This window comes from Bradyrhizobium ingae, assembly GCF_055791185.1.
The window spans coordinates 1-23,784 of record NZ_JBVUBB010000008.1 but is presented as its reverse complement, the minus strand read 5'-3'; the positions used below and the strand labels follow the sequence as shown (position 1 = coordinate 23,784).

The following is a 23,784-nucleotide window of genomic DNA, read 5'->3' as shown; positions in this document are numbered from 1 at the left end:
GGCGTTAATGAGCCTGCTCCAACTCGCGGCGAACGGCGGTTTCAGCCTTGTCTTGCGGCCGTCGGGAATGACTCCGGCCTGTCCGTCCTAGTGCCGGAACGGATAGGCGAGCTGGCCGCCGATCTCGCTCGGCATCTCCGCTTCGTCCTTGCCATAGTCCTGCGGCAGCTCGTTCGCCGGCATCCGGAAGGTTCCGAACAGGATGTCCCAGAGCGGGAAGGTGCCCGCAAAATTGGTATTACCGCCCTGCTCGAGCGAGGTGTGGTGCCAGCGGTGGAATACCGGCGTCGCCAGCACATATTTGAACGGCCCGAGCGTCCAGTTGAGGTTGGCGTGCACGAACGCCGAATGGAAAGTCGTGAACGGCCCGAGCCAGATCATCACGTTCGGCGAAATGCCGGCAGTGAGCAGCGCGACATCGACGCCGATCGTGCCGAGCACCAGATTGACCGGATGGAAGCGCGCCGCCGAGATCCAGCCCAGCTCTTCCGAGGAATGATGGATCGCGTGGTACTTCCAGAAGCCGCCTCCGTGAAACAGCCGGTGCAGCCAGTACAGCATGAAATCCGAAAGGACGAGGAACAGCGCCCCCTGCGCCCACAGCGGCAGCTCCGACAGCGGACCGTGGCCGTTGTCGTAGAAGGCGATCAGCTCGTCCGGACCGTGGATGTTGAAGATGACGCCGGCCGCGACGATCAAGAGCCCGATCCGCATCGTGCGGGCGAACACGGGCACGAAGAACCAATAGCAGATGTCGGTGACGATCTCGCGCTTGCGCCACCACGGCACACCCGGATTGCAGGCCCAGAAATGCTCGAGCACCGTGAACACCACCGCGAGCGCCGCGGTAACCGGAATGACCTTTGCGATGGTCTCGCCGAGCATCAAGGCGACGTCCATGGGCAGGCTCGACATCAGCGTCTCACTTTTCATCTCTATCGGCCTTACGCCTACGCCTCGAAATTTAAGGGAGCGTGAAGCCGCTCCGCATATTGGCGGTGTTTGTTCCTGCGCGCCGCCAATGGCGCGAATTGTGCGCTCGCGCCTTAAGAAGAAATTGACTCTGCTGAAAAGCATCGCCCCACGATCGAGTTTCCGTGATCGGGTTAACCGTACCGCAACGGCTGCGCTCTCATCCTCGTCACGCTTGAGAATTGCGCCGAACGAGGCGACCCCACACCCACATGGAGTTTTGATCATGAAAAACCTGATTGCGCGTTTCGTGAAGGATGAATCCGGCGCCACCGCCATCGAATACGGCCTGATCGCCGCGGGCATCGCGCTCGCGATCATCACCGTCGTCAACAACCTCGGCACCTCGCTGAACTCCAAGTTCGGCTCGATCAGCAGCTCGCTGAAGTAAGCGTCCGACCAGTTGCAGCAAAAGCCCCGGATACGTCCGGGGCTTTGTCTTTCCGGAAAGCCTCGAGTTCCAGTGGCGTTGCGTAAGACCAGAACCGGTGCCGTGTTCGAAACGGCAGCCTCCGCGCACCGCGAGGCGCCGACCTATTGGGTCTGCCTTGCGCTGATGCTCGCACTGGTCACGCTCGCGGCCCGAATCGCCAGCATCTGGTGATTTCCGCCGCATCCCGTTTCAGGTTTGTTTAGCACTGGCAGCTAGAATCCCGCGAGACCGATCCCGCGCAGGCCAGCGCTCGCTTGAGAAGCAGATCATGATCCTCGACCTTGCGCACCTTCTGCTCTTCCCCGCCCTGCTGGCCTTCGCCGCCGCGAGCGACCTGCTCACGATGACCATCTCGAACCGGGTGTCGCTGGCGCTGATCGCCGGGTTCTTCGTTCTTGCCCTCGTCGGCGGCATGGCGCCCTATGACCTGCTGACCCACGTCGGCGCCGGTGTCCTGATGCTGGTCGTCGCATTCGCCTGCTTCGCCATGGGCTGGATCGGCGGCGGCGACGCGAAAGTCGCAGCCTCCGTCGCGCTTTGGTTCGGCTTTACCCACCTGTTGAACTTCCTGCTCTACGCCTCGCTGTTCGGTGGCGCGCTGACGTTGCTGCTGCTCCAGTTCCGGCAATGGCCGTTGCCTTACGGACTTGCCGGACAGGCCTGGCTCGCGCGGCTGCACGCCAAGGAAGGCGACATCCCCTACGGCATCGCGCTCGCGATCGGCGCGCTGATGGTCTATCCGGAGACGGAATGGGTGAAAGCGATTGATCTCGCTCACCTCGCGCTGCGCTGAACGCACCGGATAAACCCGGCGTTAAGGCGATTTAGATACGCCTCATTAACCATGCTTTGACGTTTAGCTGGTCAACTGCCATCACGGCGGCGGCAGCGTCGCGGCGTCTTGTGGAAAGTGAAGCGTAATGAATACCGCACGCATTGTCGTCCTGACGGTCGCTATCGGTGCCGGCGGCATCGCCGCGTACCTTGCGAGCGGGTCCGACAGCGACCTCGGTCAAATCGCCCAATCCGAAGACATGCAGTGGCAGACCCGGCCGGCCGCGACGGTCAGCGCCGTATTCATCGCCGACCTCAACACCAAGAACGAAGACGAGAACGCGGACGACCGGCGCGCCGGCGCGGCGAGAGCGTCCCGGTCATTGGCTTCGGCATTCCGAGCCAGATGACCGCATAGAAGTGACGATGGGGACCTTCGATATGAAATGCAGGGGCAATCGGGCGGCGTTGCGGACCAGCATGGTCCGCGCCCTGTCGTTTTCAGCCGCGCTGGCACTGACGCTCAATCCGGCGCTCACCCCGGTCATTGCCGCCGACTACCGCAACGCGGCACCGATCGCCGCCGACGGCCAGATGAACGCGCGCTTCCTGTCGCTCGGCGTCGGCAAGTCGATCGTGATCGACCTGCCGCGCGAGATCAAGGATGTGCTGGTCGCCGATCCCAAGATCGCCAACGCGGTGGTTCGCTCGGCGCAGCGCGCCTACATCATCGGCGCCACCGTCGGCCAGACCAACATCGTGTTCTTCGATGCCGCCGGCCAGCAGATCGCGGCCTATGACATCGCGGTCAAGCGCGACCTCAACGGCATCCGCGCCGCGCTGAAGCAGGTCGCCCCCAACTCCGACATCCAGATCGACGGCCTCGGCGACGGCGTCATTCTGACCGGCACGGCGGCGAATCCGGTCGAGGCGCAGCAGGCCAACGATCTAGCCACCCGCCTTGCCGGCGGCGCCGACAAGGTCGTGAACTCCATCGTGGTTCGCGGTCGCGACCAGGTCATGCTGAAGGTGACGGTCGCCGAAGTCGCGCGCAACATCGTCAAGCAGCTCGGCATCGATCTCTCCGCCAATCTCGCGTACGGCACCGCGGTGGTGAACTTCACCAACGCCAACCCGTTCACGGCCCTGGGCCGCAACCTGGTATCCGGCAACAGCCTGACCACGTCATTCGGCTCGACCCCCTCCGTGCAGGCGACGCTCCGCGCGATGGAAACAGCGGGCGTGATCCGCACGCTCGCCGAACCGAACCTGACGGCGATCTCGGGCGAATCGGCGACCTTCATCGCCGGCGGCGAATTTCCGGTGCCGGCGGGCTATGCCTGCGATCCGACAACGCACGTCTGTACCAACCAGATCAGCTTCAAGAAGTTCGGCATCTCGCTCAACTTCACCCCTGTGGTGCTGACCGAGGGCAAGATCAGCCTGCGCGTCATGACCGAGGTTTCCGAACTCTCCAACGACAATTCGATCACGCTGTCGCAGGCGGTCTCCTCGACCACGACGAACTCGCTCACGGTGCCCTCGATCAGGACTCGCCGGGCGGAGACCACGCTGGAAATTCCCTCCGGCGGCGCCATGGCGATGGCGGGCCTGATCCAGGAGCAGACCAAGCAGGCGGTCAGCGGATTGCCCGGGCTGATGCAGCTTCCGGTGCTCGGCACACTGTTCCGCAGCCGCGACTACGTCAACAACACGACCGAGCTTATGGTTCTGGTGACGCCCTATATCGTGCGCGCCGTCGCGCAGAAGGACCTGTCGCGTCCGGATGACGGCTTTGCCGCGCCCTCCGATCCGCAGGCCGAGCTGCTCGGCAACATCAACCGCATCTATGGCGTGCCGGGCCGGATCGATCCCGCGCGGAATTACCGCGGCACCTACGGCTTCATCACGGACTGAGGCGGAACGGGGACTTCGAGCATGACCACCAGATCACCCCAGAATCGCAAGAGCGCCATTCGCGCCAGCTGCGCGCTCGTCGGCATTGCGATCGCGCTCGGCGCCTGCACCCATACCGACGAAGCCGTCACGGCCTCCATTCCCGATGACTACAAGCAGCGCCACCCGATCGCGATCGAGGAGCAGAACCGCTCCATCGTCGTCTTCGTCGGTCACGCGCGCGGCGGCCTGACCGCGGCCCAGCGCGCCGACGTCATGGGTCTGGCGTCGACCTGGACCCATGAGGGCACCGGCGCGATCCATATCGACGTGCCAGGCGACACACCCAATGCGCGGCCGGCTGCGGAATCGTTGCGGGAAATCCAGGCAATGCTGGCCGCCGCCGGCGTGCCGCCGCGCGGCGTCATCGTGCGCCGCTATCATCCCGAAGACCCGCGTTTCCTGCCGCCGATCCGCCTGACCTATTCCAGGATCGCCGCCGTCGCGGGTCCCTGCGGGCTGTGGCCGGAGGATATCGGACCGTCGATGAAGAACCAGCGATGGTTCGAGAACAAGTCCTACTACAATTTCGGCTGCGCCTATCAGCGCAATATGGCCGCGATGGTCGACAATCCGTCGGACCTCGAGCAGCCGAGGCCTGAAACGCCGGCCTACACGACGCGCCGCACTCAAGCCTTCGAGAAATATGGCAAGGGTCAGACGACGGCCACCGTTTATCCCGAGGCCGAGAAGGCCAAACTCAGCGACACCGGCAAATGATCAGCTACGCTCGCCAGACTCAAGAAGAACAGCCGCAGGGTGCGACGCCGCCGGCAGAGGAGCATATTGCACCTGCCCCGCGCGTCTCGGTCCAGGCGTTCTGCGAGACCGTGGAGACCGCCGCCGCCGTGCAGTCGGCCGGCGAGGACCGCCGCCTCGGCAAGGCTCATCTGAAGATCCAGATGGGCGGCATCACGGCTGCGGCCGAAGCCTATCGCTCTGCCCCCACACCGAACGTGATCGTCCTGGAGAGCGATGGGCGGACCGACCTGCTCGGCGGGCTCGATCAGCTCGCGACCGTGTGCGATGCCGGCACCCGCGTCGTCGTGATCGGCCGCATCAATGACGTCATGCTCTATCGCGAGCTCGTGCGCCGCGGCGTCAGCGACTACGTGCTGGCACCGGTCGGCGCGATCGACGTGGTGCGATCGATCTGCAATCTGTTCTCGGCGCCGGAAGCCAAGGCGGTCGGCCGCATCATCGCGGTCGTCGGCGCCAAGGGCGGCGTCGGCGCCTCCACCATCAGCCACAACGTCGCCTGGGCGATCGCGCGCGACCTCGCCATGGACGCGGTGGTCGCCGATCTCGACCTCGCCTTCGGCACCGCCGGGCTCGACTACAACCAGGACCCGCCACAGGGTATCGCGGACGCCGTGTTCTCGCCGGACCGCGTCGACACCGCCTTCGTCGACCGTCTGCTGTCGAAATGCACCGACCATCTGAGCCTGTTGGCCGCACCGGCTACGCTCGACCGGGTCTATGATTTCGGCACCGACGCCTTTGACGCCGTGTTCGACACGCTGCGCTCGACCATGCCCTGCATCGTGCTCGACATCCCGCACCAGTGGACCGGCTGGACCAAACGCGCCCTGATCGGGGCGGACGACATCCTGATCGTGGCCGCACCCGACCTTGCGAACCTGCGCAATACCAAGAACCTGTTCGACCTCTTGAAAGCGGCCCGGCCGAACGACCGGCCGCCACTGTACTGCCTGAACCAGGTCGGCGTCCCCAAGCGGCCCGAAATCGCCGCCACCGAGTTCGCCAAGGCGATCGAGAGCCAGCCGATCGCCTCGATCCCGTTCGAGCCCCAGACTTTCGGCTCCGCCGCCAATAACGGCCAGATGATCGCGGAAATCTCGGCCAACCATAAGTCGATCGACATGTTCCTCCAGATCGCCCAGCGCCTGACCGGCCGCAGCGAGACCAAGAAGCAAAAGTCGTCATTCCTTTCACCCCTGATTGAGAAGTTGCGCGGAAAATAGCCGCCGCATGGAGTTGTTAAGTGTTCGGTAAGCGTAGCGGAACAGACACCGACTTTCGGGCTCCCAAGCCCGGTGCCGTGTCGCCAGAGCCTGCCCAGGCCCCGGCGCCGAGTGTTTCGCGCGCGCCGCCGCCCCCGGCCGTCGCCTCGCCTCCGCTGGCGCCGATCAAGGCTCCGCCGCCTCCCCCGATGGAGAGCCGCCGCTCGGACAATTACTACGAGGTAAAGGCGACGATCTTCGGCGCTCTTATCGAGGCGATCGACCTCGCCCAGCTCGCCAAGCTCGATTCCGAATCCGCGCGCGAGGAAATCCGCGACATCGTCAACGAGATCATCGCGATCAAGAACATCGTGATGTCGATCGCCGAGCAGGAGGAGCTGCTCGACGACATCTGCAACGACGTGCTCGGCTACGGCCCGCTCGAGCCGTTGCTGTCGCGCGACGACATCGCCGACATCATGGTCAACGGCGCCAACACCGTGTTCATCGAAGTCGGCGGCAAGATCCAGCGCACCGGCATCCGCTTCCGCGACAACCAGCAGCTTCTCAACATCTGCCAGCGGATCGTCAGCCAGGTCGGCCGGCGCGTCGACGAATCCTCGCCGATCTGCGACGCCCGCCTCGCCGATGGCTCCCGCGTCAACGCCATCGTACCGCCGCTCTCGATCGACGGCCCCGCACTCACCATCCGCAAGTTCAAGAAGGACAAGCTGACGCTGGATCAGCTCGTCAAATTCGGCGCGATCTCGCCGGAGGGCGCCGAAATCCTCCAGATCATCGGTCGGGTCCGCTGCAACGTGCTGATCTCCGGCGGTACCGGCTCGGGCAAGACGACGCTGCTCAATTGCATGACCAACTACATCGAGCACGACGAGCGTGTCATCACTTGCGAGGATGCGGCCGAGCTCCAGCTCCAGCAGCCTCACGTGGTGCGGCTGGAAACCCGCCCGCCCAACATCGAAGGCGAAGGCCAGGTCACGATGCGCGAATTGGTGCGCAACTGCCTGCGTATGCGCCCCGAACGCATCATCGTCGGCGAGGTCCGCGGACCCGAAGCCTTCGACCTGTTGCAGGCCATGAATACCGGCCATGACGGCTCGATGGGCACGCTGCACGCCAACAACCCGCGCGAGGCACTGTCGCGCTGCGAATCCATGATCACGATGGGCGGCTTTTCCCTGCCCTCGCGGACCATCCGCGAGATGATCTGCGCCTCCATCGACGTCATCATCCAGGCCGCCCGCCTGCGCGACGGTTCGCGCCGCATCACCCACATCACCGAGGTGATGGGCATGGAAGGCGACACCATCATCACCCAGGACATCTTCCTCTATGACCTCGTGGGCGAGGACGCCAACGGCAAGATCATCGGACGACATCGCTCGACCGGCATCGGCCGCCCTCGCTTCTGGGAACGCGCCCGCTACTACGGCGAGGAGAAGCGCCTGGCCGCCGCGCTCGATGCGGCGGAAGTGGCGGCAACGACGTGAGCGGTAGCGTACCATGAAGATGCAGGTCCTCGCCCTCGCCTTTCTCGCCACCGCCGCCGTCGGCGGCATCGCCTGGGTTTTCCTCTACCCGCTGTTGTCAGGCGAGCGAAAGGCGGAGAGCCGCCGCGCCTCCGTCGCGCGCGCCGAGCCGGTCGCGGCACGGCAGGCAGAGAAGACCCAGCGTTCGCGCCGCGAGCAGGTCGAAAGCACCCTCAAGGATCTCGAGGCGCGGCGCCTTGAGGAAAAGAGCGTTCCGCTTCACATTCGCCTGTCCCAGGCGGGGCTCGACTGGACGACGCAGAAATTCTGGATCGTCTCCGCAGTAGTCGGCGCCGTGTTCTTTTTCACCGCGCTGCTCGTCGGCGGCGGCGTGATCGGCGCGGTCGGGCTTGGCTTTGCCGGCGGTTTCGGCCTGCCGCGCTGGGCCCTTGGCTTTCTCAAGAAGCGCCGCGAAAACAAGTTTCTGGCCGCACTGCCCGATGCTGTCGACGTCATCGTCCGCGGCATCAAGGCCGGCCTGCCGCTGTTCGAATCGATCAAGGTCGTCGCAGCCGATTCGCCCGAGCCGCTGCGCAGCGAATTCCTGGCAATCATCGAGACCCAGGCCATCGGCATGCCGCTCGGCGAAGCCTGCTCGCGTCTCTATGATCGCATGCCGTTGCCGGAGGCGAACTTCTTCGGCATCGTGGTCTCGATCCAGCAGAAATCCGGCGGCAATCTCTCCGAGGCGCTCGGCAACCTTTCAAAGGTGCTGCGCGATCGCAAGAAGATGAAGGAGAAGATCCAGGCGATGTCGATGGAGGCGAAAGCCTCGGCCGGCATCATCGGCTCGCTGCCGCCGATCGTGATGTTCCTGGTCTATCTCACGACCCCGCAATACATCTCGCTGCTGTGGACCCATCCCACCGGTCAGCTCATGCTGGTCGGCTGCGTCGTCTGGATGTCGATCGGCATCATGGTGATGAAGAAAATGATCAACTTCGATTTCTGACGGTGCGCGTATGGTCGATCTCCTCGTCACGAAACTGCACGACGTTCACTTCATGACGATGTTGCTGGCGGCAATCGCCGCCAGCGCCACCGTTTACACGCTGGTGATGCCGCTATTCGCCGGCGAAGGCCTCGCCAAGCGCATGAAGGCGGTGGCAAGCGAGCGCGAGCGCATCCGGCAGCGCGAACGAGACCGGCTCGCCAAGAGCGAGAAGGTTTCGCTGCGCCAGACGCCGAAGCAGCTCGTCTCCAAGGTGGTCGAGGACTTCAATCTCACCAAATGGCTGGCGCAGGAAGCCGCGCGCGAGAAGCTCGTGATGGCGGGCTATCGCGGCCAGGCGCCCTACATCACATTCCTGTTCGCCCGCATGGTGACGCCGCTCGTGCTGTTCGTCGGTGCCATACTCTACGTGTTCCTGATCGCGCATATGCAGCAGTCGCTGCCGATCAAGATCGGCATTTGCGTCGGCGCCGCCTATCTCGGCCTGCAAGCGCCGATGCTGTTCCTGAAGAACGCGATCTCGAAGCGCCAGCTCTCGATCAAGCGCGCCTTCCCCGACGCGCTCGACCTGCTGCTGATCTGCATCGAGTCCGGCATGTCGGTCGAGATGGCGTTCCGGAAGGTCGCGACCGAGATCGTCGGCCAGTCGATCGCGCTGTCGGAGGAATTCACGCTGACCACGGCCGAACTGTCCTACCTGCAGGACCGCAAGGTCGCTTATGAGAACCTCGCGCGGCGTACCGGCCTCGAGGGCGTCAAATCGGTCTGCCTCGCGCTCCAGCAGGCCGAGCGCTACGGCACGCCGCTCGGACACTCCCTGCGCGTGATGGCGCAGGAAAACCGCGACATGCGCATGAACGAGGCGGAGAAAAAGGCCGCCGCATTGCCGCCGAAGCTGACCGTGCCGATGATCCTGTTCTTCCTGCCGGTGCTGTTCGTCGTCATTCTCGGGCCGACCGGCATCAAGGTCTCCGAGCTGCATTGATCGCTCGCGCCGCCGAACAGGCGTTGAGCGCGATGAGATCAAGCGCGAGCCGGAGACTCGTCCTGTTCTAGCGGCTATTCGGATTGGCTGAGGGAAGCGACCGGCACCGACATGCGCTTGGTCGGGCTGCGCGGCGCGTCGTTGCGGTTCAGCATTTCCTTGAGGTAGGCGACGTTGGCCGCGGCTTCGTCCGGCGGCAGGTCGGCCTTGACGATGGTCTCGGCCTCCGCGAAGCGTCCCTGCAGGCCGACCACCAGCGCAAGATTCTGCCGCACCCGCGCGCTGGCGCGTGGCGAGGCATAGGCCTGCCGGAGCGTCTCTTCGGCCTGCGGCAGCTCCTTGGTGAGCATGTAGGAAAGGCCGAGATTGGACAGCACGCCGGGATCGCCGGGCGCGATCTTCAGGGCGCTGACATAGTAGCGGCGCGCCTCCTCGTGCTTGCCCATCTGGTCGAGGCAGGTGCCCTGCACGGAGAGCAGGCGCCAGTCCGGGTTGTCCGGCGAGTGCGCCTTCGACAGTACGTCGAAGGCCGACTGGAAATTGCCGTTGTCGGCGAGCGCGCGGCCATAGAGCGCCAGAAGCGGCTTGTTGCCGGGGTGGGCGATGGTTGCCTGCTCCAGCACCGCGGCGGCCTGCGCGCGCTGGCCATTGGCTCGCAGTGCCTGGCCATAGGCCAGCGCGGCGTCGGGATCCTTGGGATTGGCGCGGTACCGCTCGCCATAGACGTCGGCGGCGCGGACCGGATCGGTGGGCGCAGCGCCTTCCGCGCGCGGTCCGGTCGAACCTGTGATGTCGGAGATCTTGGACATCGCCGTACAGCCGCCGAGGCCAGCAGCCAAGACCGCCACCAGCGAGCTGGATGCAAGAAGCCGGGCAACACTGAACCGCTGACGCATGACGCTTTGACTCTCGAGCCGATTGATCGAGCCGAACGCGTCAGCAATAGACTGTTAACCCTAACGCCCGGTTAACGCGGGCTCGTCGCTCCTCGGCGGAGCGCCGCGCGGCCGGCTTACGCGGCGCGGCTCAATACTCCATGGCGAGGCGCTTCCTCACTTCATCGATACGCTTGTCGAGCGCGTCGAAGCGCGCATGGACGGCGCGGTCGTGGAGATAGAAAACGTAGCCGCCGGCGAGGAACGCGAAGATCCAGTGATGATGTTCGACATAGGTGAAGACCGCCTCGATGGCCTGGCCGAAAAACGCGACCACGCTCCACAGAAATTCCATTGCGTTCCCTCCCGGCAGAGTCCTGGACCCCGCGGGCTCTGACGCCGCGGGCGAGTTTTGCCGAAACCTAGCATGGTGGCGGGGAAGCGAGTAGCGGCCCGCCCGCGCCGGTGGCGGCGAAGCCGATTGCAGGTGCAGCCAAACTCTGCGAAGTCTCTTGGCATCCATCTGAGTCATCTTGGGCCGGATCCGCCAATGCCTTCCGTATTCGAGACGTCGCCTGCCGCCATTGCCATCACCTTCGTGACCAAGTCGAACTGGGACCGAGTCGCAGAGACGCTGCCCCCGCCGCAACGCCAATTCGCTACGGCCAACGGCTTTGCCGGAAAGCCGGGCGCCTATCTCGCCTTGCCGGCGCCGGATGGCACGGTCGCACAGGTGCTGTTTGGCCTCGAGGACGAGACCGCAAGGTCGCGGGACCTGTTCCGCCCAGGCAGCCTGCCGGGGCTGCTGCCGCCGGGCACCTATCGCTTCGCCAACGCCCCGCACGATACGCGCCTCGCCGCCCTCGCCTTCGCGCTCGGCAGCTATCGCTTTGCCCGCTACCGCAAGACGGATGCGCCCGAGGTCAGACTGGTGCCGCCCGATGGCGTCGACATTGTCGAAGTTGCACGAATTGCGGAAGCTGCGTGTCTGGCGCGCGATCTCGTCAACACGCCTGCCAACGACATGGGGCCGGAGGAACTTGCTGCGGCTGCGCAGGCGCTTGCCGCCGAATTCGGCGCGAACTTCGGCTGCATCGTCGGCGAAGAACTAAGAGCGCAGAATTTTCCGCTGATCCACGCCGTCGGCATGGCTTCGACCCGCGCGCCGCGCCTGATCGATATCACCTGGGGCGACCCGGCGCATCCCAAGGTCACGCTGGTCGGCAAGGGCGTCTGCTTCGACACCGGTGGGCTCGACCTCAAGCCGTCGAGCGGCATGCTGATCATGAAGAAGGACATGGGGGGAGCAGCCAACGTGCTGGCGCTCGCGCGCATGGTGATGGGCGCCAAGCTCAAGGTGCGGCTGCGCGTGCTGATCCCCGCCGTCGAGAACGCGGTCGCCGGCAACGCCTTCCGGCCGCTCGACATCTTCCCCTCGCGCAAGGGAATCACGGTCGAGATCGGCAACACCGATGCCGAAGGCCGGCTGGTGCTCGCTGACGCGCTGGCGCTGGCGGACGAGGAGCAGCCCGATCTCTTGATCGATCTGGGCACGCTGACTGGCGCGGCACGCGTCGCGCTGGGGCCGGATCTACCGCCCTTCTACACCAATGATGAAACGCTTGCCGCCGACGTCGCGCGCTGCGCCGTCAGGGAGAACGACCCGTTGTGGCGCATGCCGCTATGGCCGGCTTACGATTCCTGGCTGGACTCCAGGACGGCCAATATCACCAACGCGCCATCGGGCACCTTTGCCGGCTCGATCACCTGCGCGCTGTTCCTGCAGCGTTTCGTCGAGCAGGCGAAGAGCTGGCTGCATGTCGACATCTATGCCTGGACGCCATCGGCAAAGCCAGCGCGCCCCGAGGGCGGCGAATGCCAGGCCGCACGCGCACTCTACCAACTGCTGAGCGAACGCTATGCATGACCCGCGGCTGACGCCGGCGCGGGGCGACATCGCCGCGAAATATCTCGAGGGCAAGGTGCAAGCCGAGCGCTTCGTCGAGGGCGAAATTTGCGAGGTGACGGAAACGATCGTACCGCTGCGGCGAGCGCCAGCGGCGGATGCTGAATTGATGACGCAGGCATTGAAAGGCGAGCGCGTCACCGTCTACGACCGCAACGGTGAAGGCTGGGCCTGGGGTCAACTCAATACCGACGGCTATGTGGGCTGGCTCCCCGATGCGTCACTCGTGGGGGAAACGACCGCACCGACCCACAAGGTCACTGCCATCCGGACGCTCGCATTCCCCGGCCCCTCAATCAAACTACCACCTTCGGATTCGCTGGTGATGGGCTCGTGGGTCGAAATCACGCGCGAAGATGGCGCCTTTGCCATCACGCATGACAAACAATACGTGCCTAAGCAACACCTTGCTGACCTGCATGATTATGAGTCCGATTTTGTTGCGATTGCCGAACGCTTCGTCGGCACGCCCTATCTGTGGGGCGGCAAGAGCAGTCTTGGCATCGACTGCTCCGGGCTCGTCCAAGTATCGTTGGATGCCGCCGGCACTGGCTGCCCGCGCGACAGTGACATGCAGCAGGCAGGACTCGGGCGCGCGTTGAGCACCGCTGAAGCGAAGCAATTACGGCGCGGCGACCTCATCTTCTGGAACGGCCATGTCGCCATCGTCCGCGATGCCCACACGATAGTGCACGCCAATGCGCATCACATGGCGACTGTGATCGAAAACACGAAGGACGCGGTTGCGCGGATCAAGACGGCCGGAAGCGAGATCGTCGCGATCAAGCGGTTCTGACGGCGGTCACGTCGCCACCGCCCCGTTGCCCGCCGTCTCCAGCCGGAACGCGGCCGCGAACAGCGCGCGCGTGTAGTCCGTCTTCGGACTCTTGAACAGCTCGGCCGCCTGCCCCTCCTCGACGACCTTGCCGCCGCGCATCACGATGAGATGGCTGGCGAGCGAGGCCACGACGCGCAAATCGTGCGAGATGAACATGTAGGTGAGATTGCGCTTGCGCTGCAATTCGCGCAGGAGATCGACCATCTGCGCCTGGAACAGCATGTCGAGCGCACTCGTCGGCTCGTCCAGCACGACGAAATCCGGCTCGAGCACGATCGCGCGCGCGATGCTGATGCGCTGGCGCTGGCCGCCGGAGAATTCATGCGGATAGCGGAAGCGCGTCTCAGGATTGAGGCCGACATCCTCCAGCGCCTTGATGACGCGCGCCTCGCGGTCCTCGCGCGACAGGTTCGGTTGGTGCACCGAAAGCCCCTCGCCGACGATATCGGCGACCGACATGCGCGGGCTGAGCGAGCCGAACGGATCCTGGAACACGACCTGCATGTCGCGCCGAAACGGGCGCATCTCCTTGAAGCGCAGGCCCTGGATGTCTTTCCCCAGGAAAACGATGCGGCCGTTCGAAGAGATCAGCCGCAACAGCGCGAGCCCGAGCGTGGTCTTGCCGGAGCCGGATTCGCCGACGACGCCGAGCGTCTCGCCCTTGCGCACGGCGATGCTGACGCCATCGACCGCCTTGATGTGGCCGACGGTCTTGCGCAGGAAGCCGCGCTTGATCGGAAACCAGACCTTCAGCGCATCCGCCGACATCACGACCGGCGCATTCGGCTGCGGCGGCGCCGGATCCGGCTTCGGCTCGGCCGCGAGCAGGTCGCGCGTATAGGGATGCCTGGGGCTGTTGAAGACCTGCTCGACCGGCCCCTGCTCGACGATCTTGCCGCCGTTCATCACGCAGACGGTGTCGGCGATACGGCGCACGATGCCGAGGTCGTGCGTGATGAAGAGCATGCTCATGCCGAGGCGCGAGCGGATCTCGGCGAGCAGCGCCAGGATCTGCGCCTGCACCGTGACGTCGAGAGCCGTGGTCGGCTCGTCCGCAATCAACAGGTCGGGCTCGTTGGCGAGCGCCATCGCAATCATCACGCGCTGGCGCTGACCGCCGGAAAGCTGATGCGGATAGCTCGCGAGCCGGGTCTCGGGATCGGGGATGCCGACCTGGGCGAGCAGTTCCAGCGTCCGCTTGCGCGCCAGCGCATTGCTGGTTGGATTGTGGAGCTGGATGATCTCGCCGATCTGCGCCTCGATCGTGTGCAGCGGATTGAGCGAGGTCATCGGCTCCTGGAAGATGATGGAGATGTCGCTGCCGCGGATTCCGCGCATCTCCTGTTCCGAGAGGTTGAGGATCTCACGCCCCTTGAAGCGGATGCTTCCCGAGGGATGCGAGGCGTTCGGATAGGGCAGCAGTTTCATGACCGAGAGCGCGCTGACCGACTTTCCGGAGCCGGATTCGCCGACCAGCGCCACGCATTCGCCGCGCTTGATCTGGAACGACACCTTGTCGACGGCGAGCGTCGTGCCTGCGCCCTGGTGGAAGGCCACCGAGAGGTCGCGCACGCTGAGCAGGGGCTGGTTGATCGCGTCCATCGCTTACCTGAACGTCTTGCGCGGATCGAAGGCGTCGCGGACCGCTTCGCCGGTGAAGATCAGGAGCGACAGCATGATCGCGACGGCAAAGAATCCGGAGAATCCGAGCCACGGCGCCTGCACGTTGGCCTTGGCCTGCGCCAACATCTCACCGAGCGACGGCGAGCCGGGCGGCAGGCCGAAGCCCAGGAAGTCGAGCGCCGTCAACGTCATCACCGACGATGAGACGATGAAGGGCAGGAACGTCATCGTCGCGACCATGGCGTTCGGCAGCAGGTGACGGAACATGATCACGGCGTTGGAGACGCCGAGCGCCCGCGCGGCCTGGATGTATTCGAAATTGCGCCCGCGCAGGAATTCCGCACGCACGAGACCGACCAGCGCCACCCAGTGAAACAGCACCATGATGCCGAGCAGGATGAAGAAGCCCGGCGGGAGCACCGCCGAGATGATCAGCAGCAGATAGAGATAGGGAATCGCATTCCATATCTCGATGAAGCGCTGGAACAACAGATCGATCCAACCGCCGAAATAGCCCTGCACGCCGCCGGCAATGATGCCGACGACGGACGAGACGATGGTCAGGATCAGGCCGAACAGCACCGAGATGCGGAAGCCATAGATCAACCGCGCGACCACGTCGCGGCCCTGATCGTCGGTGCCGAGCCAGTTGTATTCGAGATCGCGGCAGCTCTTCAGGCCCTTCTTCTCCACCACCGGCTTGCATTGCGCCTCCGTCAGCATCCAGGTCGGCGGCGACGGCGCGGGCGTCGGCAGGTCGAGATTGTGGGTGTCGTAGGAGTAGCGGATCAGCGGCCAGACGATCACGCCGCCCTTGTCCTTGATCAGCTTCTGCAAATAGGGATCGCGATAGTCGGCCGCGGTCTCGAAATCGCCGCCGAAAGTGGTCTCCGAATAGGTGACGAAGGCGGGCCAGTAGAGACGGCCGTCGAACTTGATCATGAAAGGACGGTCGTTGGCGATCAGTTCGGCAAACAGCGAGACCACGAACAGGACCATGAAGATCCAGAACGACCAGTAGCCGCGCCTGTTCGCCTTGAAGTTCTGCCAGCGCCGCCGGTTGAGCGGCGACGGGGCGAATGCCTTGCGCGTCGGCGGCACCGCCTCGCCTAGCGGCACCTGGGTTTTGGTCTCGATCGGGGTGGGCGCGGTGACCGACATCAGACCTCCCGCGCCTCGAAATCGATCCGGGGATCGATCCACATATAGGTCAGATCGGAGATCAGATTGACCACGAGACCCATCAGCGAAAAGATGTAGAGGGTGCCGAACACGACGGGATAGTCGCGGTTGAGAACGCTCTCGAAACCGAGCAGCCCGAGCCCATCGAGCGAGAAGATGGTCTCGATCAGAAGCGAGCCCGAGAAAAAGGCGCTGATGAAGGCGCCGGGGAAGCCCGCGATCACGATCAGCATGGCGTTGCGGAAGATGTGGCCATAGAGCACCTGACGCTCGCTACAGCCCTTGGCCCGCGCGGTCATGACGTATTGCTTGCGGATCTCATCCAGGAACGAGTTCTTGGTGAGAAACGTCATGGTCGCGAATGCACCGAGCGCCATCGAGATCAGGGGCAAGGTCAGGTGCCAGAAATAGTCGATGATCTTCCAATACCAGGGGAATTGCGACCAGCCGTCGGAAGTCAGCCCGCGTAGCGGGAACCAGTTGAAGAACGACCCGCCGGCGAACAGGATGATCAGGAGGATTGCGAAGAGGAAGCCGGGGATCGCATAGCCGAGCACGATCACCGCCGACGTCCAGGTATCGAAACGGGCACCGTCCTTGACCGCCTTGCGAATACCCAGCGGTATGGAGATCAGATACGTCATCAGCGTCAGCCAGATGCCGAGCGAGATCGAGACCGGCAGCTTCTCCTTGATGAGCTGAATGACGCTGACGGTGCGGAAATAGCTGTTGCCGAAATCGAACCGCGCGAAATTCCAGACCATCATCAGGAAGCGCTCGGGCGCCGGCTTGTCGAAGCCGAACTGCTGCTCCAGCTTCTTGATGAACTCGGGATCGAGCCCCTGGGCGCCGCGGTATTTCGAGTTGACGGCGTCGGCCCCGGCGCCGACCTGCCCCGGGGCACGCTGCGCGAAATCACCGCCGCCCGAGATGCGCGAGGAACCGCCGGTATCGGCGCCGGAGAGCTGCGCGATCACGCGCTCGACCGGGCCGCCCGGCGCGAATTGCACCACAACGAAGGAAATGAAGAGGATCCCGAGCAGCGTCGGGATCATCAGGAGAATACGGCGGGCGATATAGGCGCTCATGAGCTACTTCGCCTGATCGAGCCTGGCGGCCTTTGCGGCATCATACCACCACAAGGTCCGCTCTCCCACGTCGCTGGAATAGTCGCTCAACTGGTAGCGCGGCAACTCCTTCGGGTGATCGAACATGTCCCAGTAGGCCAGCCGGTGGCTGGTGTTATTCCATTGCGGCACCCAGTAGCGTCCGGCGCGAAAGACGCGATCGATCGCACGGCATGCGACCGTCAGTTCATCGCGCGTATTGGCCGCCATCGCCTTCTCGACCAGCATGTCGATCGCGGGACTGGCGACGCCGGCCAGATTATGGGATCCCTTTGTGGCTGCGGCCTGCGACGTGAAATAGGTCCGCAGGCTGTCACCGGGTGTCGGCGTCATGCTGATGCGCTCGATCGCGACGTCGAAATCGAACGCTTCGACCCGCGCGCGATGCTGGACGGCATCGACGACGCGCAGACTGGCCTCGATCCCGAGCGTGTTCAGGTTTTTGATGAAAGAGGCGTGATGCGGCTGGAACGACGGCTCGTCGATCAGGAATTCGACGGTGAAGACGTCGCCATTCGGCAGCAGACGCTTGCCGTCCTTGACCGGAATCTTTGCCTCCTGGAGCAACTGCTGCGCCTTGCGCAACAGCGTGCGGTCCTGGCCCGAACCGTCCGTCACCGGCGGCACATAGGGCTCGCCGAACACCTCGTCGGGGACCTGGCCGCGATAGGGCTCGAGCAGCTTCAACTCCTCGGGCGAAGGCAGGCCTTGCGCAACGAGGTCCGAATTCTGGAACGGAGAGAGTGTGCGCGCATAGGCGCCATACATGATGGTCTTGTTGGTCCACTCGAAGTCGAACGCGCAGTTCATGGCGTCGCGAACCCTGGCGTCCTTGAACTTGTCGCGGCGGGTGTTGATGAACCAGCCCTGCCCGCCTGAAGGCGTTCGGTCCGGTACCGATTCACGCTTGACGCGGCCGTCCTTGATGGCCGGAAAATCGTAGCGCGTCGCCCAGATGCGCGAGGTGAATTCTTCGCGATAGAGGTAGTTCTTGCCGGTAAAACCCTCGAACGCGACGTCGCGATCACGGTAGTACTCGTAGCGGATCACGTCGAAATTGTTGCTGCCACGGCAGACCGGCAGGTCGGCGGCCCACCAGTCCTTCACCCGCTCGAACTCGATGTAGCGATTGATTTCGAACTTCCCGACCTTGTACGGGCCTGAACCGAGCGGGATATCCGTCGTCGATTCCTCGAACGGCCTCGTCGCGTAATAGGCTTTCGAGAAGATCGGCAAGCCTGCGGCATAGAGCGGCACGTCGCGCGCGCGCTTCTCGGCGAAATTCACCACCACGGTAGAGTCATCGAGCGCTTCGGCGCCCCTGACGTCGCGCATCTGCAACTGGACCAGCGGATGGCCCTTCTCCTTGAGCGTGTTGATGGAGAAGGCGACATCATGCGCGGTCAGCTTCGAGCCGTCGTGAAACCTCGCCTCGGGCCGAATCGTGAAGCGGTAGGCGAGCTTGTCCGGGGAGATCCGCACCGATCTGGCGGCATAGCCGTACATCGCATCGGGCTCATCGCCGGCATGCGCCATCAGCGAGACGAAAGTCAGATCCATGCCCTGCGCGCCCTCGCCCTTGAGGATGAAGGCGTTGAGCGAGCTAAACGTGAAGAAGGATTGATTATAGGAGCGCGCCGACGGGATCAGCGAAAACGTGCCGCCCTTCGGTGCATCGACATTGACGTAGTCGAAATGGTGGAAGTCGGCAGCGTATTTGAGATCGCCGAACGCCGAGATGCCGTGCGCCTCTTCCGGCATCTCGGATGCAGCCGCACCGCACAGCCAGGCCGGGCTCAGCGATGCGCTCAAAACGCCGCCAGCGCCCATGGCCAGCACCCGCCGGCGTGAAAGCTGCGCCATGCGCGAAAGCTTCATCAAGAGCGTTTTCCGATTCGGGCGGCCTTCTCGGCGTCGTACCACCACAGCGTCGGCAGGCCGGATCTGCCATATTTCGGCAGCGGCTCGGCATGGCTGAAGCGGTCCCACCGGGCGTAGCGCGAGAACGAATAGGTAAACTGGGGCACGACGTAGAAATTCCACAGCAACACGCGATCGAGCGCACGCGTTGCGGCGACGAGACCGGGGCGATCCTTGGCGAAGATCACCTTCTCGATCAATGCATCCACGGCCGGATTCTTGATGCCGATGGTGTTGCGCGCGCCGGGCACGTCGGCCGTCTGCGATCCCCAATACTCGCGCTGCTCGTTACCCGGCGAAAGCGACTGGCCCCACTGATCGATGATCATGTCGAAGTCGAAGCTGCGCAGCCGGTTCTGATATTGAGCATCGTCGACCGTGCGGACCGACGTGTTGACCCCGATCCGCTCCAGCGACGGCTTGTAGAACAGCGCGATGCGCTCGGACGAGGGATCCTGCACGAGGATCTCGACGGTCAGAACCTTGCCCGCGGCGTCGACCAGCTTGTGATCGCGCACTTCGAAGCCCGCCTCCTTCAGGAGCTTTGCCGCTTCACGTAAATTGGCGCGCACCGCTTCCGGATTGCCGCCGACGGGATTTTGATAAGGCGTGGTGAAGACTTCCGGCGGCACCTTGTCCTTCACGGTCTCGAGGATCTGCAATTCGTCGCCCTGCGGCAGGCCGGTCGCGGCGAGCTCCGTGCCTTCGAAATAGCTGTTGATCCGCTTGTACTGACCGAAGAAGAGTTGCTTGTTCATCTCCTCGAAGTCGAAGGCGTAGTTGAAGGCCCGCCGCACCCGCGCGTCTTTGAACTGATCGCGCCTGTTGTTGACCACAAAGGCCTGCATGCGGCCGGAATCGTTGATCGGAAATTCTTCCTTGATCACCCTCTTCTCGGCCACCGCTGGGAAGTCGTAAGCCGTCGCCCATTGCTTGGCGGAATTCTCTGCGATCCAGTCGGCCTGGTCAGCCTTGAACGCTTCAAGCGCAACGATGTTGTCGCGGAAGAACTCGAAGCGCAGCTCGTCGAAATTATTCTGCCCGATCTGGCTCGGGAGATTGGCGCCCCAATGATCCTTCACCCGTTCGAGCTTGACCGAACGTCCCGCGACAAATTCCTTGATCCGGTATGGACCTGAGCCGAGCGGAATCTCAAGCGTCGTCGCGCCAATGTCGCGCTTGCGCCCCTGCGCGTCAGTGCCTTCCCACCAGTGCTTTGGCAGCACAGTGAGCTCGCCGACAATGGTCGGCAGCTCCCGGTTGCCGGGACCGTCGAAGGTGAACTTGACGTCGCGATCGCCGACCTTCTCGGCCTTCACCACGTGCCTGTAGTAAGACCCGTACATCGGGCTCTGCTTCTTCAGCGTCTCCAGCGAGAAGATGACGTCATCCGGCGTCACCGGCTTGCCGTCATGCCAACGGGCTTCCTTGCGAAGGCGATAGATCACCCAGGAAAAATCGTCCGGATGCTGGGCAGATTCGGCAAGCTCGCCGTACTGGGTCGCCACCTCATCCTGCGCGCGCGTCATCAATGTTTCGTGGATCAGGCCGGCAGCCGGCGCGATCACGCCTTTGATGCCGGCGACCGCAATGTTGAAATTGTCGAAGGTTCCGATCGAAATCATGCGCGCGACGCCGCCCTTCGGCGCGTCCGGATTGACGTAGTCGAAGCGCTTGAAATCGGCGGGGTACTTGATGTCGCCGAACAGGGACAAGCCATGGCGCCAGGGGAGCTCGCCGGCCGATTGCGCCTGCGCGGCAGCGATGATCGGAACACCTGCGGCGGAACCAAGGGCGGGGAGCGCAGCAGTCGCAGCGCCGGCTAGCAGAAGATCGCGTCGGGTAATGGCCAAATGAACGTCCCTGTCTTGAAGGAGGTTACCCCTTTAAGGCCCCAATATACGGCAAGGTTTCGACCGATTGTGTTGCTTTTTCCTCATCTTGGAAGCCGGAGAGGACGGTTCGCTGCGGCGAAACGCCCCGATAACAACGCTGCGAGCATCCAAATAAGAAAACGGCCAGGCTCAGCCTGGCCGCATCGTCGGTATTGACGTCCGCGAATGCTACTTCGATGCCGTGGGCAGCGGCTGCGGGCTATCCGACAGGCTGTTCAGATAAGCGATCACGTCGGCGCGCTCTGAGTCCTTGGGGATACCTGCAAAGCCCATCGCCGTGCCGGGAATATCGGCCTTGGGATTGGCAATGAACTTGTTCAGCTCGTCGAACGTCCAGGTGCCGCCCTTGGCCTTCATCGCAGCCGAGAAATTGAATCCGCCGCGCCCTTCGCCCCGGTGATCGCCGACGATACCGAAGAGGTTCGGACCGACGCGATTCGGGCCGCCCTTCTCGAAGGTATGGCAAGCCTGGCACTTCTTGGCGGCAGCCGCGCCCTTCTCGACGGAGGCGGTTTGCAGGAGCTTCTCGATCGGCTCGGAGGGCGCAGCCGCAGCCGCGCCGCCTTCCTTGCCGCCAGCCTCTTCCTTCACGGCGATCTCAAAGCCCGGCTTCTCCGGCGGCTTCGCAGCGAACAGCGCCTGGGCGGTGAAGCTCGTCACCAGGACAATGAGGCAGGTGCCGAGGATGGCACCGAGGATCTTGTTGAGTTCGAAAGAGTCCATTTCCGGCCAGGCCCCACACCGCAAGAAGGATAAAGCGGCCCAAGCGGCCGCCAGGACGTGCCTCGGGAGAATCAAATGTTCCTTATCGTTCCCCCGAGTTTTGACATTGAGATATCGGTTTGCCCGTGGTCTGGCAACCCGTATAAACGGCCCCGCTTTTCTCCCGTCCCCACCCGATTTCCCGGTGCGGAAAACGCCCCGTTTCCAGGCCCTTGACCCGATGACCGATCCCCGCATTCTAGTGCTGATCCCTGCCCGCATGGCGGCCACCCGCCTGCCCGGCAAGCCGCTTGCCGATATCGCCGGGCAGCCGATGATCGTGCATGTGCTGCGGCGGGCCGAAGCTGCCGCCATCGGGCGGGTTGCGGTGGCAACCGACACGCAGGAGATCGCCGACGTCGTCACCGCGCATGGCGGCGTCGCCGTGATGACCCGCTCCGAGCATCCGTCCGGGTCGGACCGTATCCACGAGGCCATGCAGAAGCTCGACCCGGATGGCAAGGCCGAGATCGTGATCAACCTCCAGGGCGACTTCCCGACCATCACGCCGCAGACCATCCGCGAGGTGCTACCGCCCTTCGACGATCCGGGCGTCGACATCGTGACGCTGGCCTCACAGATCCACACCGAGGAAGAGGACCTCGCCCCGAGCGTCGTGAAGGCCATCGGCTCGCCGATCGGCCCGCGACGGATGCGGGCACTTTATTTCACTCGCGCCACCGCCCCCTACGGTGACGGACCGCGTTACCACCATATCGGCCTCTACGCGTACCGCCGCGCGGCGCTGGAGCGCTACGTCTCGCTGCCACGCTCCCCCCTGGAAGTTCAGGAAAATCTGGAGCAGCTCCGAGCCGTGGAAGCCGGCATGCGCATTGACATCATCATCGTCGACAGCGTGCCCCGCGGCGTCGATACGCCGCCCGATCTAGAAACCGCCCGCAGCATCCTTTCCAAATCCTGAGCCGCTGTTACAAGGCCCGACATGAGCAAGATGAAAATCGCATTCCAGGGCGAGCCTGGGGCCAATTCCCACATCGCCATCGACGAGGCATTTCCCGACGCCGAGCCGTTGCCGTGCGCGACCTTCGAGGACGCGCTGTCCGCGATCTCCTCGGGCGAGGCCGATCTCGGCATGATCCCGATCGAGAACTCGGTCGCAGGGCGCGTCGCCGACATCCATCATTTGCTGCCGGCCTCCGGCCTCTTCATCATCGGCGAGTGGTTTCTGCCGGTCCGGCATCAATTGATGGCGGTGAAGGGCACCAGGCTCGAAGACATCAAGAGCGTGGAGAGCCACGTGCATGCGCTCGGCCAGTGCCGGCGCGTGATCCGCAAGCTCGGCGTCAAACCGATCGTGGCCGCCGACACCGCGGGCAGCGCGCGCGACATTTCCGAGCGCAAGGACAAGAGCGTCGCCGCGATCGCCTCGCGGCTTGCCGCAAAGATCTACGGCCTCGACATTCTGGCCGAGGACATCGAGGACGAGGCCCATAACACCACGCGTTTCGTCGTGCTCGCCCGCGAGGCGAAATGGGCCGAGCAGGGTTCGGGCCCGCTCGTCACCTCTTTTGTATTCCGGGTGCGCAACCTGCCCGCCGCGCTCTACAAGGCGCTGGGCGGCTTTGCCACCAACGGCGTCAACATGACCAAGCTCGAAAGCTACATGGTCGACGGCAATTTCTTCGCCACGCAGTTTTATGCCGATGTCGATGGCCACCCCAACGACAAGGGGCTCGCCTTCGCGCTGGAGGAATTGAAGTTCTTCTCGCGGGAATTCCGCATCGTCGGCGTGTACCCGGGACATCCGTTCCGCGCGACGTTCAGCGAGAACATGGAGTGACTGTCGCCCTGGCGAAGGCCAGGGCCGATAACCCCAGGGAGGAGTTGTAGCTGTCTCTTATACACATGGGGGGGGGTTTTTTGTTGGGGGGGGGGGGGGGGGGGGGGGGGGGGGGGGGGGGGGGGGGGGGGGGGGGGGGGGGGGGGGGGGGGGGGGGGGGGGGGGGGGGGGGGGGGGGGGGGGGGGGGGGGGGGGGGGGGGGGGGGGGG

Annotated in this window: 22 protein-coding genes and 1 pseudogene; 14 read left to right on the top strand and 9 right to left on the bottom strand. The window is 64.1% G+C overall.

Annotated elements, in window-relative coordinates; translation table 11 throughout:
* Window positions 1-87: 87 nt before the first annotated feature.
* Window positions 88-915, bottom strand: a complete 828-nt coding sequence (locus ACV1FX_RS14385; protein ID WP_473118219.1) for a sterol desaturase family protein — start codon at window positions 913-915, stop codon at window positions 88-90.
* A gap of 283 nt (window positions 916-1,198) precedes the next feature.
* On the opposite strand from ACV1FX_RS14385, the gene ACV1FX_RS14380 reads away from it, so the two are divergent.
* From ACV1FX_RS14380 to ACV1FX_RS14335, 10 genes and pseudogenes are all read left to right on the top strand, one after another.
* Entirely contained in the window at window positions 1,199-1,363 is a 165-nt protein-coding gene (locus tag ACV1FX_RS14380) for a Flp family type IVb pilin (RefSeq protein ID WP_027521689.1), read from the top strand.
* A gap of 78 nt (window positions 1,364-1,441) precedes the next feature.
* The gene (locus ACV1FX_RS14375; protein ID WP_473118458.1) at window positions 1,442-1,576 is read left to right on the top strand and encodes a hypothetical protein; all 135 of its coding nucleotides are present in this window, start codon (window positions 1,442-1,444) and stop codon (window positions 1,574-1,576) included.
* Between the two features lie 97 nt (window positions 1,577-1,673).
* Window positions 1,674-2,198, top strand: coding sequence for an A24 family peptidase (locus ACV1FX_RS14370; RefSeq protein ID WP_473118218.1), 525 nt, complete (start codon window positions 1,674-1,676; stop codon window positions 2,196-2,198).
* Window positions 2,199-2,325: 127 nt separating this feature from the next.
* Window positions 2,326-2,487: pseudogene (locus tag ACV1FX_RS14365) on the top strand (Flp pilus assembly protein CpaB); the annotation flags it as partial.
* Window positions 2,488-2,605: 118 nt separating this feature from the next.
* Entirely contained in the window at window positions 2,606-4,096 is a 1,491-nt protein-coding gene (locus ACV1FX_RS14360) for a type II and III secretion system protein family protein (protein ID WP_473118217.1), read from the top strand.
* A 21-nt stretch (window positions 4,097-4,117) separates the two neighbouring features.
* Window positions 4,118-4,855 carry a CpaD family pilus assembly protein gene (locus ACV1FX_RS14355; RefSeq protein WP_473118216.1) on the top strand — a complete coding sequence of 246 codons (738 nt, stop codon included), beginning with the start codon at window positions 4,118-4,120 and terminating at the stop codon, window positions 4,853-4,855.
* Complete coding sequence (locus ACV1FX_RS14350; protein WP_473118215.1) at window positions 4,852-6,120, top strand: CpaE/TadZ family protein; 1,269 nt, start codon at window positions 4,852-4,854, stop codon at window positions 6,118-6,120. Before ACV1FX_RS14355 ends, ACV1FX_RS14350 begins: the two co-directional genes overlap by 4 nt.
* 20 nt (window positions 6,121-6,140) lie before the next feature.
* Window positions 6,141-7,610, top strand: a complete 1,470-nt coding sequence (locus ACV1FX_RS14345) for a CpaF family protein (protein ID WP_473118214.1) — start codon at window positions 6,141-6,143, stop codon at window positions 7,608-7,610.
* Between the two features lie 13 nt (window positions 7,611-7,623).
* Window positions 7,624-8,601, top strand: coding sequence for a type II secretion system F family protein (locus tag ACV1FX_RS14340; RefSeq protein ID WP_473118213.1), 978 nt, complete (start codon window positions 7,624-7,626; stop codon window positions 8,599-8,601).
* 10 nt (window positions 8,602-8,611) lie between these two features.
* Window positions 8,612-9,586, top strand: a complete 975-nt coding sequence (locus ACV1FX_RS14335) for a type II secretion system F family protein (RefSeq protein ID WP_473118212.1) — start codon at window positions 8,612-8,614, stop codon at window positions 9,584-9,586.
* Window positions 9,587-9,660: 74 nt separating this feature from the next.
* Here ACV1FX_RS14335 and ACV1FX_RS14330 read toward each other — a convergent pair whose 3' ends face one another.
* Together ACV1FX_RS14330 and ACV1FX_RS14325 are read right to left on the bottom strand one after the other, a co-directional pair.
* Window positions 9,661-10,482, bottom strand: coding sequence for a tetratricopeptide repeat protein (locus ACV1FX_RS14330; RefSeq protein WP_473118211.1), 822 nt, complete (start codon window positions 10,480-10,482; stop codon window positions 9,661-9,663).
* 130 nt (window positions 10,483-10,612) lie between these two features.
* Complete coding sequence (locus tag ACV1FX_RS14325) at window positions 10,613-10,816, bottom strand: hypothetical protein (protein ID WP_473118210.1); 204 nt, start codon at window positions 10,814-10,816, stop codon at window positions 10,613-10,615.
* A 195-nt stretch (window positions 10,817-11,011) separates the two neighbouring features.
* Here ACV1FX_RS14325 and ACV1FX_RS14320 point away from each other — a divergent pair, with 195 nt between their 5' ends.
* Window positions 11,012-12,388 carry a leucyl aminopeptidase family protein gene (locus tag ACV1FX_RS14320; protein ID WP_473118209.1) on the top strand — a complete coding sequence of 459 codons (1,377 nt, stop codon included), beginning with the start codon at window positions 11,012-11,014 and terminating at the stop codon, window positions 12,386-12,388.
* Window positions 12,381-13,223, top strand: coding sequence for a C40 family peptidase (locus ACV1FX_RS14315; RefSeq protein WP_473118208.1), 843 nt, complete (start codon window positions 12,381-12,383; stop codon window positions 13,221-13,223). Before ACV1FX_RS14320 ends, ACV1FX_RS14315 begins: the two co-directional genes overlap by 8 nt.
* A 6-nt stretch (window positions 13,224-13,229) precedes the next feature.
* Here ACV1FX_RS14315 and ACV1FX_RS14310 read toward each other — a convergent pair whose 3' ends face one another.
* The 6 genes from ACV1FX_RS14310 to ACV1FX_RS14285 all read right to left on the bottom strand — a co-directional run bounded on the left by ACV1FX_RS14310 (window position 13,230) and on the right by ACV1FX_RS14285 (window position 21,735).
* A complete protein-coding gene (locus ACV1FX_RS14310) occupies window positions 13,230-14,867 on the bottom strand; it encodes an ABC transporter ATP-binding protein (protein ID WP_473118207.1) in 1,638 nt (545 codons plus the stop codon).
* 3 nt (window positions 14,868-14,870) lie between these two features.
* Window positions 14,871-16,049 carry an ABC transporter permease gene (locus ACV1FX_RS14305; RefSeq protein WP_473118206.1) on the bottom strand — a complete coding sequence of 393 codons (1,179 nt, stop codon included), beginning with the start codon at window positions 16,047-16,049 and terminating at the stop codon, window positions 14,871-14,873.
* On the bottom strand, window positions 16,049-17,158 hold the full coding sequence (locus tag ACV1FX_RS14300) for a microcin C ABC transporter permease YejB (RefSeq protein ID WP_473118205.1): 1,110 nt from the start codon (window positions 17,156-17,158) through the stop codon (window positions 16,049-16,051). The genes ACV1FX_RS14305 and ACV1FX_RS14300 overlap by 1 nt, the downstream gene beginning before the upstream one ends.
* A 3-nt stretch (window positions 17,159-17,161) precedes the next feature.
* Complete coding sequence (locus tag ACV1FX_RS14295) at window positions 17,162-19,060, bottom strand: extracellular solute-binding protein (protein ID WP_473118449.1); 1,899 nt, start codon at window positions 19,058-19,060, stop codon at window positions 17,162-17,164.
* Window positions 19,061-19,074: 14 nt separating this feature from the next.
* Window positions 19,075-20,970 carry an extracellular solute-binding protein gene (locus tag ACV1FX_RS14290; protein ID WP_473118204.1) on the bottom strand — a complete coding sequence of 632 codons (1,896 nt, stop codon included), beginning with the start codon at window positions 20,968-20,970 and terminating at the stop codon, window positions 19,075-19,077.
* Between the two features lie 210 nt (window positions 20,971-21,180).
* Window positions 21,181-21,735, bottom strand: coding sequence for a c-type cytochrome (locus tag ACV1FX_RS14285; protein ID WP_473118203.1), 555 nt, complete (start codon window positions 21,733-21,735; stop codon window positions 21,181-21,183).
* Window positions 21,736-21,955: 220 nt separating this feature from the next.
* Between ACV1FX_RS14285 and ACV1FX_RS14280 the strand changes: the two genes are divergently transcribed.
* Entirely contained in the window at window positions 21,956-22,696 is a 741-nt protein-coding gene (locus tag ACV1FX_RS14280) for a 3-deoxy-manno-octulosonate cytidylyltransferase (RefSeq protein ID WP_473118202.1), read from the top strand.
* A gap of 21 nt (window positions 22,697-22,717) precedes the next feature.
* On the top strand, window positions 22,718-23,575 hold the full coding sequence (locus tag ACV1FX_RS14275; RefSeq protein WP_473118201.1) for a prephenate dehydratase: 858 nt from the start codon (window positions 22,718-22,720) through the stop codon (window positions 23,573-23,575).
* The last annotated feature ends 209 nt before the right edge of the window (window positions 23,576-23,784 follow it).